Origin of the sequence: Micromonospora sp. NPDC051296 (assembly GCF_040682255.1) — a bacterium.
Lineage (GTDB): Bacteria > Actinomycetota > Actinomycetes > Mycobacteriales > Micromonosporaceae > Micromonospora > Micromonospora craterilacus.
The window spans coordinates 1-13,044 of sequence record NZ_JBFBAO010000192.1 but is presented as its reverse complement, the minus strand read 5'-3'; the positions used below and the strand labels follow the sequence as shown (position 1 = coordinate 13,044).

The window sequence follows — 13,044 nt, the reverse complement described above, 5'->3', positions numbered from 1 at the left end:
GGTTCAGAGACAGGTCAGAGCGATGCCTGCAGGTCCAGGATCGCCTGCTTCAGCGCCTGGTGCTCGGGCGCCTTGAGCTTGTTGGAGATGGCCCCCAGCTGGGCCACCGCGGCGGACCGCTTGCCCTCGGCCGCGAACTTCTCGGCCCGCTCCAGGAACATGTCGACCTGGGACTTCAGCGGGTGGCCGATGGCGTCGGCCCGGACCGCCTGGTCGTAGTGGGCACGCGCGACCGCGAAGCTTGGCGTCCAGCTGACCTTCGGCTGGTGCTGAGCGTTGAACTCGGCGAGCTGCACCTGCGTGGTCGCCTCGATCTCCGCCGCCGACAGGTGCGCGCTGGGCTTCAGCGCGAACGAGTCAAGACCGCGGGACATCTCGTTGCCGTAGATGTTGCCGTTGTACCAGTACACCGACCAGTACCCGCCGGTCACGAGCCGGTCCGGGTTCATCGGGCCGCGGTCGAAGAACGCGATCTCGTGCGGGTTGGCCGAGTCGGTGAAGTCGAACACCGACAGGCCGCCCTGGTACCAGGCCTGGACCATGATGTCGCGGCCGGGCACCGGGATCAGCGAACCGTTGTGCGCGACGCAGTTCTCCTGCAGCGTCTGGGGCACCGGCAGCTTGTAGTAGCTCTTGAACTCCATCTTTCCGTCGACGATGTCGAAGATGGCGTTGGCGCCCCACTCGGGCTGGTCGGTGTCCCGGCAGCGAGCAGCGCTACCGCCGCCCCACTCGTCGGTGAAGATCACCTTGGTGCCGTCGTTGTTGAACGTCGCCGAGTGCCAGTACGCGAAGTTCGGGTCGGCGACCTCGTCGATCCGGACCGGGTTCGCCGGGTCCGAGATGTCGATCAGGATGCCGTTGCCCTGGCACGCGCCGGCGGCCAACCCGATCTCCGGGAAGGCGGTGATGTCGTGGCAGGCGTTGGTGTTCGGCGACGGCGACCAGGTCAGGCCGGACGGGTGGCGCGGCTCCAGCGGCCCGTTCTGCAGGCCGTCGATCCGGCCGGTCTCCGGGTCCGTGAAGAGCCGCGGCTCGTTCACGACGGCGGCCTGCTCCGGCGCGGCCAGCGGAACCTTGATGACCTCGATGCGCCACCTCGACGGGTTCTCACCCGTCGCGGTGTTGTTGTTGCAGCCCTCCATCGTGGTCGCGGGCCGCACGCCGGCGGTACCCGAGACGTAGACGTAGACGTTGTTCGGGTCCTTGGGGTCGGTCACCAGGCTGTGCGTGTGCGAGCCGCGGCAGAGCTGAACCGCCGCGACCTGCACCGGGTTCAGCACGTTGCTGACGTCGAAGACCCGGACACCCTGGAACCGGGTGCCGACGGCGGAGTTGGTGCCGCAGTCGAGCCGCCCGCGGGTCTCCTCGACCGACATGAACAGCAGGTTCCCGTGGAACGAGAGGTCGCCCTGCCCACCCGGGCACACGACACTGGTGACCAGCGTCGGGTCGGCGGGGTTGGAGACGTCGACGATGTTGAACCCGTTGTAGTTGCCCAGGAACGCGTACTTGCCGCCGAAGCCGAGGTCCGAGGCGAGGTACGAGCCGCTGCCGGGGTTCGCCGGGTCGACGAAGCCCGCCGGCTTGGGGCGGTTCGCCAGGTGCTCCAGGTTGCTGATCGCCGTCCCTGCGTCGAGCCAGCCGGCGCCGAGCCCGACGCGCGGATCGGGCTCCGCAGCCGACGCCGTGCCCGGCAGCGCGCCGGCCAGGAGCAGCCCTGCGGCCAGCAGGCCGAGGGCTTGCCGACCCCGACGGGGCCGAGAGGGGGATTGAAGTTTCATTGCAGGCCTTTCGGTGGAAAGACTGACGCGAAGTCCAGGTGGTGGGAGGCGCGTCGTGTGAGTAAGGACCGTACCGGCGGACGGTCATTTGGCGTCTCCGCCTTTCGGGTGAAGAGAACGCCAGGTGGGAGCACCGATCGGGCCTGTTTCGACAGGTAGCGGAAGCTGCGATGGAAATCTCGCGCGAATGTTCGCCAATCGTCGGATGGTCGCTGCGCGGGCCGCACCGCCTACCGGTGGCGGGCGCGCCAGCGTCGCCCGACGAACACGCCGAGCACGACGACCAGGAGGACGGCACCGAGCGCGAGCGCGGCCGGCACTGACAGCGACGACGATCCACCGGACCCGCCGGCCTTGCCGCCAGCGGCGATCACCACTTGGTCGTCCTTCTTCTTCTCCACCTCGGGGGTGACCAGGTGACCGACGGACTGGTCGGGGGAGAGGGTGAATCCCCAGTTCAAGAGCGCCGTCGCCTCACCCAGGCTGCCCAGCGGTGCGGTCTCCGCGCCGAGCAGGGTCACGACGAGCCGGCGACCGTCGCGTTCGGCCACGCCGACGTACGTCTGCCGGGCCAGATCGGTGAAGCCGGTCTTGCCGGCGAGCATGCCGGGATAGCTGCCCATCATCGCGTTGTCGTTCGTGATCGCGAACGCCGGCCGTCCCGGCTGCGCCGGAATCTGCGCGACCCGGGCCGCCATGTACCGGCGGAAGTCCTCCCGGGCGAAGGCGGTCCGCGTGATCAGCGCGAGGTCGTACGCGCTCGTGTACTGGCCGGGTCCGTCCAGCCCGGAGGGTGTCGCCGCGTGGGTCTGGTTGGCGTGCAACCGCCGCGCCTCGTCGTTCATCGCCTGCACGCCGCCGGCCCGTCCGGCGGCGCCGCCGCCGAGGCGGGCCAGCACGTTGGCGGCGTCGTTGCCGGATTCGAGGAGCAGCCCGAACCACAGGTCCTCGACCGTGTACCGGCAACCGGGGACCACCCCCATCAGCGAGCTCTCCGGATCGAGATCCTGCAGGTCGTCCCGTTTCACCTCGACGACCTGGGTCGGGTCGAGGCGGGGCATCAAGGTTGCGGCGAGCAGCAGCTTCTGCACACTCGCCGGGGTCCGGTGCTCGTGGGGTCCGCAGCCGCCGAGAACCAGCCCGCTGTCGAGGTCGGCCACCAGCCAGGAGGTGGCGGTGACGGCCGGCACCTTCGGCGCGCCGGCCGGAGCGGCCAGGCCGGGCGTCGCCAGGGCCTCCCCGCCGACCGTCCCGTCGGTGGGGCTGACCGGCGGCGGCGACGGCGTGGCGGGCGGCCGCGCCGGCGACTCCACAGTGGGGCACGGCTGAGGCGGCGCGGCTGCGGCCCGCGCGGGAGCCACGACCGGTCCGGCCGACGGGACGAGCGCGGCGCTCAAGGCCATGGCAACCAAACGAGAAGAGCTCACGTCACGCACGGTAATTGTCGTTTGGCAGGGCGCGCGGCGGTTGGAGAAGGCGCGGCGTATCGACGCTGACGAGCGGACTGAGTGCCGTGCAGCCCGCCTGTTCATCCTTGGGTCGCTGCGTCGGCAACCGCCGTCAATCCGACCGTTGTCGCTGGGCCGTCGCCGTCGTGCCGCTTCGGGGAGGAGGCGAAACGTGTCCCGGAACGTCCCGCCTCGTCGCTTCCGACGGGGTATTCAGGGCGTCGGCTCGGGCGGGTTCTCGTGCCAGCGGGCGCGGAAGGCGGCCTCGTTGGCCTCGTGGGTGGTCCGTTCCTCGAAGACGGTGGCGCGTAGCGCGTGCCGGGCCTCGGACATCAGCACCACCTCGGCGCTGACCATCCCGACGCAGATCACGGTGAGCAGGCCGAGGGCGGCCAGCCCGGGCAGGGGCATGGCGAACGGGATGCAGACCGCGAGCACCCCCACCGTGGCGAGCCGCAGCCAGGACAGCGTTCGCAGGGTACGCAGCTGGAACAGCATGTTCCCGGCCAGGTAGAGCATCACCCCGCCGAACAGTAGCGGCACGTCCGGCCCGTGCGCCCGTTCGCTGACCGGTACGCCCGGCTCGGCGATGTCGTGCACGATGCCCTCGGCGCCCAGCGCGAACAGGATGATCCCGGAAATCATCGGCAGGTAGAGGTACGCGTACGCGTCGCGGGCCATCAGTACCCGGGGTCGGCCCTGGCTGGCGTGCAGGGCGATCCGGGCGGCCGGACCGATCACGTCGTAGTGCGCCCACCACAGGGCGGCGGTGAAGACGATTCCGCACACCGCCGCGGTCACCCCCGGCCAGGTCGGCGGCTGGCCGATCAGGTTGCTGCCCAGGCCGACGGAGATCACCGACTCGCCCAGCGCGATGATCAGGATCAGGTCGTACCGCTCGGTCCAGTGCTCCGCCGAGGTCACCTCCCAGCCCCAGGTCTTGGCGAGCAGCCCGGTGCCGTACTGAAGGAGGACGACGATGACCCACAGGGCGTCTCGGACCATCTCGGCGGTGCCCGAGTCGGGCAGGTGGGCGGGGAGCAGCGCCGCGACGATCAGCAGGGCGGTGCTCAGGGTCAGCTCGGGCGCGTACCGGAGCAGCTGCCGGCGTTCCACCGGGTCGTTCCGGACCACATGCAGGAACAGCACCAGGTGTACGGCTCGGATGACCACGTAACTGGCCGCCACCACGATCGGCCCGGCGTCGCCGCCGCGCGGGCTCTGGAACGCCTGCGGCAGGGCGAGCGCGAAGCAGAACAGCGCGGCCATCCCGGCCACCATCAGCACCGGCACGAAGCCCTCGCCGATCCGGACCCGGGTGGCCACCACGGTGTGCACCACCCAGCACCACCAGAGCACGGCGAGCACGAGCACGGCGTGCAGCAGTTGCCGCCCGGTGACGTTGGCGGCGGTGGTCCGGGCGATGTTGAAGAACGAGAAGACGAAGACCAGATCGAAGAAGATCTCGAACTTGTCGACCCGGGCGCCCGGCGCTATCCCGACGGCCGGCCCCAGCCGCCCCCGCCAGCCTCTGTCGCCCATCGCCTGAGTTTCGCAGCGTCGGACCGGGCCGCGGGCGCGATTCGACTCAGCCGTGCGGGCGGTACCGCAGGCCGTCCATCAGCAGGTCCAGCAGCCGTCGCGCCTGGTCACGCTGGTCCCGCCCGCCGGCGGCGAGGGAGACGCCGCTGAGCCCGGCCAGCACGTCACCCGGGTCGACGTCGGACCGGATCGTGTCGGCCGCCGCGCCCGCGCCCAGCAGCCGGGCGACGGCCGCGAGCAGCCGGTCCCGGCTCTGGGCGTACGGGTTGGTGCCGGCGGCGATCACCAGCCGCAGGGCGTCGGCCATCTCCCGTTTGGTGGTGACGTAGTCGATGAAGCGGTCCATCCAGGCCCGGGTCGCCGCGGCGGGCGGCAGTTGATCGAGCAGTTCGCCGGCCGAGTCGCAGAGTTTCTCCAGCTCGTTGCGGTAGGCCGCCTCGACCAGCGCCTCCCGGCTGGGGAAGTGTCGGTAGAGCGTGCCGATGCCCACGCCGGCGTCCTTGGCGATCGCGTCGAGCGTCACTTCCGCGCCGGCCTGGGAAAACGCCCGGACTGCCGCGTCCAACAGCCGCTCGCGGTTGCGCAGCGCGTCGGCGCGCAGGGGTCGGGGACCTTTCTCCGGCACGTCTCCTCCTGACTCGACCTCCGCCCGGGTGGCAAGCGGAGGATCCTCCGGTTAACCTGGTCCGTAACGGAGGAGCCTCCGCTTCTCATCGTAGCGGCGGTCCATCCCGCCGCTACCGTCTCACCCAAGGATGGATCATGACCATCGGCACACCTGTCAGCACCCCGTTCACCGCGGCGTCCACCGCGCTGGAGGTCGTCAAGGGCATCGACCTCACCGGCCGCCGGGCCGTCGTCACCGGCGGGGGATCGGGCATCGGCGTCGAGACCGCCCGCGCGCTCGCCGCCGCCGGCGCCGAGGTGACCCTCGCCGTCCGCCAACCAGAGCAGGGCGCCCGGGCCGCGGCGGACATCACCGGTACGACCGGCAACGACCGGGTCACCGTGGCCCCGCTCGACCTCACCGACCCGGCCTCGATCGCCGCCTTCGTGGCGACCTGGGACGGGCCGCTGCACTTACTGGTGAACAACGCCGGCATGATGGCCTCGCCCGAGATGCGCACCCCGCAGGGCTGGGAGATGCAGTTCGCCACCAACCACCTCGGCCACTTCGCGCTGGCCACCGGACTGCGCCCGGCGCTGGCCGCGGCACAGGGTGCGCGGGTCGTCTCGGTCAGCTCGGCGGCGCACCTGCGCTCGCCGGTCGTCTTCGAGGACATCCACTTCCAGCGGCGGGACTACGAGCCCTGGGCCGCGTACGGGCAGTCCAAGACCGCGAACGTGCTCTTCGCCGTGGCGGCGAGCCGGCGCTGGGCGGACGACGGCATCCTGGTCAACGCGTTGCACCCCGGCGGTATCCGGACCAACCTCCAGCGGTACGTGACCGAGGAGGAACTGACCCGGCTGCGCGCCCAGAGCGGCCCGGCGGCACCGGCCTGGAAGACCCCCGAGCAGGGCGCGGCCACCTCGGTGCTGGTGGCCACCTCGCCGCTGCTCGACGGCATCGGCGGGCGCTACTTCGAGGACTGCCAGCAGGCCGGCCCGAACCAGCCGGGCACCCGCACCGGAGTGGCCGGGTACGCCCTCGACCCGGAGGCGGCCGAGCGGCTGTGGCGGGTCAGCGAGCAGACCCTCGCCGGCTGAACTGAACAACGTAGGGCGCCCCGGTCAACGTGACCGGGGCGCCCTACGTGTCGTCGGCGAGTTACAGGCCGAGTTCCGCCTCGAAGTTGCCGGCCTCCAGCCGCTCCTTGACGGCGACCAGGAAGCGGGCCGCGTCGGCACCGTCGATCAGCCGGTGGTCGTACGAGAGGGCCAGGTAGACCATCTGGCGGACCGCGATCACCTCGCCCAGCTCCGGGTCGTTGACCACGACCGGGCGCTTGACCACGGCACCGGTGCCCAGCATCGCCGACTGCGGCGAGGGCACGATCGGGGTGTCGAACAGGGCACCCCGGCTGCCGGTGTTGGTCAGCGTGAAGGTCGCGCCGGCGATCTCGTCCGGGCTGATCTTGTTGGTCCGGGTCCGCTCGGCCAGGTCGGCGACCCGCTTGGCGATGCCGCCCAGGTTCAGGTCGCCGGCGTTGTGGATGACCGGCACCAGCAGCCCGCGCTCGGTGTCCACGGCGATGCCGAGGTTCTCGGCCTCCGGGTAGGTGATCGTCCCACCCTCGAGGTCCATCCGGGCGTTGACGATCGGGTACGTCTGGAGCGCCTCGATCGCCGCGAGGGCGAAGAACGGCAGGAACGACAGCTTGACGCCGTGCCGCTGGACGAACGAGTCCTTGGCCTGCGCCCGCAGCTTGGCAATCTTGGTGACGTCCACCTCGATCACCGTGGTGAGCTGCGCCATCTCGTGCAGCGACTGCTGCATCCGCTTGGCGATGGCCGCGCGGATCCGGGGCAGCTTCTCCGTGGTGCCGCGCTTCGCGCTCGGCTGCGGCTTCTCGGCGGCCCGGGCCGGGGCCGCCGGAGCGGCCGGCTGCGCCGGAGCCGGGGCGGCCTTGGCGGCGCGCGCCTTCTCGGCCGCGTCCAGCACGTCCTGCTTGCGGATCCGGCCACCGACACCGGTGCCGTTGACCGAGCCGAGGTCCACACCGTGCTCGCCGGCGAGCTTGCGGACCAGCGGGGTCACGTAACCGGCCGCCTGCTCGGCGCCGGCGGCGGGCACCGCCACGCGCTGCGGGGCCGGCGCCGCCGGCTGCGCGGCCTGTTCGGCCCGGACCGGCTCCGGCGCGGTCTCGGCCTCCGCGGCCGGCTGGCTGTACGACATGCCCGGCGTCGGCTCCGACACCTGCGGCTCCGGCCGGGCCGGCGGCTGCACGGCGGGAGCCGGCGGCTGCGCGACCGGCTCGGGCTTCGGCTGCGGCTTCGCCTCCGCCGGGGCGCCACCGGCGGCACCGACGACGGCCAGCGTGGCACCGACCTCGGCGGTCTCGTCCTCGGCGACCTTGATCTCCAGGAGGGTGCCGGCGACCGGCGAGGGGATCTCCGTGTCGACCTTGTCGGTGGAGACCTCCAGCAGCGGCTCGTCCACCTCGACGGTCTCGCCGACCTGCTTGAGCCAGCGGGTGACCGTACCCTCGGTGACGCTCTCGCCGAGGGCCGGCATCTGCACCGGGGTGCCCGCGCCCGACGGTGCCGGGGCGGCCGGGGCCGGCTCCTCGACGGCCGGCTGCTCCGCCTCGGCCTGCGGCTCCTCGGCCGCCTCGGCGGCCTGCTCGGCGGGGGCCGCCTGCTGCGGGGCAGCGCCCCCGGCCGGCTCGCCTTCGCCGGAGATCACCGCCAGCTCGCTGCCGACCTCGGCCGTCTCGTCCTCGCCCACCACGATCCGGGTCAGCACGCCGGCCGCGGGGGACGGGATCTCGGTGTCGACCTTGTCCGTGGACACCTCGAGCAGGGGCTCGTCGACCTCGACGGTCTCACCCTCCTGCTTGAGCCAGCGCGTGACGGTGCCCTCGGTGACGCTCTCGCCGAGCCGGGGCATGGTGACCGATACCGGCATGTTCTCCAGACTCCTTCATTTCCCTGGTGGGGGGATCATCGCCCGTCGCCGGACGCCGCGGATACGTCGTGGTCAGGCGTGCGCGTGCAGCGGCTTGCCGGCGAGGGCCAGGTGCGCCTCGCCCAGGGCTTCGTTCTGCGTCGGGTGGGCGTGCACGAGCTGCGCCACCTCGCCCGGGTACGCCTCCCAGTTGTAGATCAGCTGCGCCTCGCCGACCAGCTCGCCGACCCGGGCGCCGACCATGTGCACGCCGACCACCGGCCCGTCCTCGACCCGGACCAGCTTCACGAAGCCGGCCGTCTTGAGGATCTGACTCTTGCCGTTGCCGCCGAGGTTGTAGTTGTAAGTCTTGATCTTGTCAGCACCGTACTGTTCCTTGGCCTTCGCCTCGGTGAGGCCGACCGAGGCCAGCTCCGGGTCGCAGTAGGTGACCCGCGGGATGCCCGCCTCGTCGATCACCGCCGGACTCTGGCCGGCGATCTCCTCGGCCACGAAGATGCCCTGCTGGAAGCCGCGGTGGGCGAGCTGGAGGCCGGGCACGATGTCGCCGACCGCGTAGACGTTCGGCACGTTGGTGCGCAGCCGCTCGTCGGTCAGCACGAAGCCACGGTCCATCTTCACGCCCTGCTCCTCGTACCCGAGGTTGGCGGTGTTCGGACCGCGGCCGACCGCGACCAGCAGCAGCTCCGCCTCGACGGTCTCGCCGCCGGCGATGGTCACCTTCACGCCGTTGTCGGTCTTCTCGACCTTCTCGAACGGCTTGCCGACCTTGAAGTTGATCTTCCGCTTGCGGAAGGCCCGCTCCAGCGCCTTCGACGACTCCTCGTCCTCGGCGGCGACCAGCCGGGGCAGCGCCTCGATGATCGTCACGTCCACGCCGAAGGACTTCCAGACGCTGGCGAACTCGACGCCGATCACGCCGCCGCCCAGCACGATGGCCGAGGCGGGGACCCGGTCCAGGACCAGGGCGTGGTCGCTGGTGATCACCCGCTCGCCGTCGACCTCCAGGCCCGGCAGGCTCTTGGCGTACGAGCCGGAGGCCAGCACCACGTTGCGGCCGGTGTACCGCTTGCCGTCCACCTCGACCGTGTTCGGGGCGACCAGCTTGCCCGCGCCCGCCACGAAGGTGATGTTCTTGGCCCCGCCGACCAGGCCCTGTAGGCCCTTGTAGAGCCGGGAGATCACGCCGTCCTTGTACGAGTTGACCGCCGCCATGTCGATGCCGACCAGCTCGGCCTTGATGCCGAACTGCTCGGACTCGCGGGTCTGGTCGGCGATCTCGGCGGCGTGCAGCAGCGCCTTGGTCGGGATGCAGCCGTTGTGCAGGCAGGTGCCGCCGAGCTTGCCCTTCTCGACCAGCGCGACGGAAAGGCCCAGTTGGGCGGCGCGCAGCGCGGTCGCGTAGCCGCCGCTACCACCTCCGAGGATGACGATGTCGAAGGTTGCGTCGTTCGGCTTGCTCACGTCCAACTCCCAGGTCGCTTCGCTGCATCGGGGGTCACGGCGGGGTAACAGGGACACACCCCACCTCGGCCATCTTGTCACCACCGTGACGAACCCGCGTACCGAGGTGCCCAACGACACGTTGCGGCCACGTACCCTTGGCACTGCCTTCGATGACGGAAGCATGGGGAGACGGCTCGGTGGGACTGTTCCGGCGACGAAAGCGGGCACGCGCGGTTGACCCTGACCGTACGGCTAATCGCGCCGATCTGGAGCACTTGGAGAACTTTGTCCGGAGTCGTAAGGGGGTCGAGGCGTACATCGAGCCCCGGACCACCGTCACCGAGACCACCGTCATCCTGATCGCCGACGACGGCGAGTGGACCCGGCGGCGCATCGACGGGCCGGATGGCGCGCGGCGCTTCGCGTACCGGCTGAGCATCCCGATCTACGACGTGGCGCTGATGGGCTACCCGCAGCGCATGCGCGACTACAACGAGCGCCGCAAGCGCCGCCCCGAGCTGTACTGAGCCGCGCCGCGGCGCTGTCCGGGCAGGCGTTAAAAGGGGCCCCCTGCTATACGCGAGGCGTTAACAGGGGGCCCTTCCTTGCACGTCAGCCGTTGGCGGCCACGTCGTCGATCAGGTGCAGCAGGGTACGGACCGGCACGCCGGTGCCGCCCTTGGTCCAGTAGCCGGTCGCCTCGCCCGAGTGGTAGGCCGGTCCGGCGATGTCGATGTGCGCCCAGGCGACCTCGTCGGTGACGAACTCGCGCAGGAACACCCCGCCCTGCAGCATGTGACCGGCCCGGTCCATGCCGGCGTTGACCTGGGAGATGTCGGCCACGTCGGAGTCCATGCCCTTGCGCACGTCGTCCGGCAGCGGCATCGGCCAGGCCGGCTCGCCGACCGCGTCGCCGGCCTCGCGGACCCGCTCGCACAGCTCGGCGGTGCCCATCACGCCGGAGATCCGCTTGCCCAGCGACACCACCTGACCACCGGTGAGGGTGGAGGTCTCGAAGAGGTAGTCGCAGCCGTCCTCGCAGGCCCGGGCCATCGCGTCACCGAGGATCATCCGGCCCTCGGCGTCGGTGTTGAGCACCTCCACCTTCTTGCCGTTGTACATGCTGATCACGTCGCCCGGCCGGTACGAGGTGCCCGACGGCATGTTCTCCGCCATCGGCACGTACCCGGTCACCGCCACCGGCGGCTTCAGCTCGGCCACCGCCAGCATGGTGGCGGCCACCGCCGCCGCCCCGGCCATGTCGGACTTCATCTCCCACATGCCCTGCGCCGGCTTGATCGAGATGCCGCCGGTGTCGAAGGTGATGCCTTTACCGACCAGCGCCACCCGCTTGCCGGTGCCGCCGCCGTCGGGCGTCCAGGTCAGTTTCACCAGGCGGGGCGGGGCCTCCGAGCCCTGCCCGACGGCGGTGATGCCGCCGTACCCGCCCTCGCGCAGCGCGACCTCGTCGAGCACCTCGACCTCGAGGCCCGCCGCCCGGGCCGCCTCGGCGACCGCGTCGGCGAAGGCCGGCGGGCGCAGCTCGTTCGGGGCGATGTTGACCCAGTCCCGGGTGCGCCGGACCGCGTCGGCAACCGTCCGCGCCCGGGTGATCTCGGCCTGTGCCCCGGCGTCCGCGGCGTCCGGCACGGCCACCAGCACCTCGGCCACCGGCTCGCGCCGGTTCGGCTGCGGCCGGGTCTTGTAGCCGGCGAAGCGGTAACCGCCCAGCAGGGCACCCTCGGCGACCGCGCGCAGCGCCTCGACCGCGTCCGCGTCGTCGGGCAGCGGCAGCGCGAGCGCCACCCGGGGCGCGCCGGCCAGGGACCGTACGGCGGCCCCCGCGGCCCGACGCAGGGTCTCCGGCGCGGGCGCCGCACCGCTGGGCTCCGGGCCGAGGCCGACTGCGGCGATCACCGGGGCGGTGACGGTGCCGAGGGTTCCAGGCGATGGCCCGGTCGCTCGGCGGCACGGTGGCCCGCACCGGCAGCCGCGAGTACGGCGGCACCCCGCTGCGCCCCCGCCTGCTCGACCCCGGCGTGTTGCTCCGCGACCTGCCGGCCGACCTGCCGGTGTGGATGAGCCACGGCGACTGCGTGACCGAGGCACCCGAGGGCTTCACGGTGACCGCCGAGTCCGCCGGCGCACCGGTCGCCGCCTTCGAGGACCTGGTCGGCCGGCGGGCCGGTGTGCAGTTCCACCCCGAGGTGGGGCACACCGCGCACGGGCAGGAGATGCTGACCCGCTTCCTGTACGAGATCGCCGAGATCGAGCCGACCTGGACGCCCGAGAACATCATCGACGAGCAGGTCGCCCGGATCCGCGCGCAGGTGGGCGACAAGGAGGTCATCTGCGGCCTGAGCGGCGGGGTGGACTCGGCGGTCGCCGCCGCGCTCGTGCACAAGGCCGTCGGCGACCAGCTGACCTGCGTCTTCGTCGACCACGGTCTGCTGCGCGCGGGCGAGGCCGAGCAGGTGGAGAAGGACTACGTCGCGGCCACCGGCATCAAGCTGAAGGTGGTCGACGCGGCCGACCGGTTCCTCGGCGCGCTGGCCGGGGTGACCGACCCGGAGCAGAAGCGCAAGATCATCGGTCGGGAGTTCATCCGGGTCTTCGAGGCCGCCGCCCGGGAGATCGCCTCGCACGGTGACGTCGAGTTCCTGGTGCAGGGCACCCTCTACCCGGACGTGGTCGAGTCCGGCGGCGGGACCGGCACCGCCAACATCAAGAGCCACCACAACGTCGGCGGGCTGCCAGAGGACCTCAAGTTCGCTCTGGTCGAGCCGCTGCGCACGCTGTTCAAGGATGAGGTCCGTACCCTCGGTCTCCAGCTCGGCCTGCCCGAGGCGATGGTCTGGCGGCACCCGTTCCCCGGCCCTGGGTTGGCCATCCGGATCATCGGCGCGGTCGACCGGGAGCGGCTCGACGTGCTCCGCCGGGCCGACTTCATCGCCCGCCAGGAGCTCAGCGCGGCCGGTCTGGACCGGGATGTGTGGCAGTTCCCGGTGGTGCTGCTGGCCGACGTACGCAGCGTCGGCGTGCAGGGCGACGGGCGCAGCTACGGTCACCCCGTGGTGCTGCGCCCGGTCTCCAGCGAGGACGCGATGACGGCCGACTGGTCCCGGCTGCCTTACGACGTGATCGCCCGGATCTCCACCCGGATCACCAACGAGGTGGCCGAGGTGAACCGGGTGGCCCTGGACGTAACCAGCAAGCCGCCGGGCACCATCGAGTGGGAGTGACCCCGGCTCACGCC

8 protein-coding genes and 2 pseudogenes are annotated in these 13,044 nt (G+C 71.6%); 3 read left to right on the top strand and 7 right to left on the bottom strand.

What is annotated here, in order from left to right:
- Nucleotides 1-14: 14 nt before the first annotated feature.
- The 4 genes from AB0M52_RS20200 to AB0M52_RS20185 all read right to left on the bottom strand — a co-directional run bounded on the left by AB0M52_RS20200 (nucleotide 15) and on the right by AB0M52_RS20185 (nucleotide 5,399).
- Nucleotides 15-1,784, bottom strand: a complete 1,770-nt coding sequence (locus AB0M52_RS20200; RefSeq protein ID WP_363955710.1) for a hypothetical protein — start codon at nucleotides 1,782-1,784, stop codon at nucleotides 15-17.
- Nucleotides 1,785-2,014: 230 nt separating this feature from the next.
- On the bottom strand, nucleotides 2,015-3,226 hold the full coding sequence (locus AB0M52_RS20195; RefSeq protein WP_363955716.1) for a D-alanyl-D-alanine carboxypeptidase: 1,212 nt from the start codon (nucleotides 3,224-3,226) through the stop codon (nucleotides 2,015-2,017).
- 219 nt (nucleotides 3,227-3,445) lie between these two features.
- Nucleotides 3,446-4,774, bottom strand: coding sequence for a low temperature requirement protein A (locus tag AB0M52_RS20190; RefSeq protein WP_363955707.1), 1,329 nt, complete (start codon nucleotides 4,772-4,774; stop codon nucleotides 3,446-3,448).
- A 46-nt stretch (nucleotides 4,775-4,820) separates the two neighbouring features.
- Entirely contained in the window at nucleotides 4,821-5,399 is a 579-nt protein-coding gene (locus AB0M52_RS20185) for a helix-turn-helix domain-containing protein (protein ID WP_363955705.1), read from the bottom strand.
- 137 nt (nucleotides 5,400-5,536) lie between these two features.
- On the opposite strand from AB0M52_RS20185, the gene AB0M52_RS20180 reads away from it, so the two are divergent.
- The gene (locus tag AB0M52_RS20180) at nucleotides 5,537-6,481 is read left to right on the top strand and encodes an SDR family NAD(P)-dependent oxidoreductase (protein ID WP_363955702.1); all 945 of its coding nucleotides are present in this window, start codon (nucleotides 5,537-5,539) and stop codon (nucleotides 6,479-6,481) included.
- Nucleotides 6,482-6,542: 61 nt separating this feature from the next.
- Here the strand turns inward: AB0M52_RS20180 and sucB are convergent, their stop codons facing one another.
- A complete protein-coding gene (sucB, locus tag AB0M52_RS20175) occupies nucleotides 6,543-8,342 on the bottom strand; it encodes a 2-oxoglutarate dehydrogenase, E2 component, dihydrolipoamide succinyltransferase (RefSeq protein ID WP_363955699.1) in 1,800 nt (599 codons plus the stop codon).
- A gap of 72 nt (nucleotides 8,343-8,414) precedes the next feature.
- Nucleotides 8,415-9,806: a dihydrolipoyl dehydrogenase gene (lpdA, locus tag AB0M52_RS20170; RefSeq protein WP_363955696.1), complete on the bottom strand. Its 1,392-nt coding sequence runs from the start codon at nucleotides 9,804-9,806 to the stop codon at nucleotides 8,415-8,417.
- Nucleotides 9,807-9,985: 179 nt separating this feature from the next.
- On the opposite strand from lpdA, the gene AB0M52_RS20165 reads away from it, so the two are divergent.
- Nucleotides 9,986-10,315, top strand: a complete 330-nt coding sequence (locus tag AB0M52_RS20165; protein WP_363955713.1) for a hypothetical protein — start codon at nucleotides 9,986-9,988, stop codon at nucleotides 10,313-10,315.
- 85 nt (nucleotides 10,316-10,400) lie between these two features.
- Here the strand turns inward: AB0M52_RS20165 and AB0M52_RS20160 are convergent.
- Nucleotides 10,401-11,729, bottom strand: a pseudogene (locus AB0M52_RS20160) (leucyl aminopeptidase); the annotation flags it as partial.
- On the opposite strand from AB0M52_RS20160, the pseudogene guaA reads away from it, so the two are divergent.
- Nucleotides 11,726-13,030: pseudogene (gene guaA, locus AB0M52_RS20155) on the top strand (glutamine-hydrolyzing GMP synthase); the annotation flags it as partial. The pseudogenes AB0M52_RS20160 and guaA overlap by 4 nt on opposite strands.
- Nucleotides 13,031-13,044 lie beyond the last annotated feature (14 nt).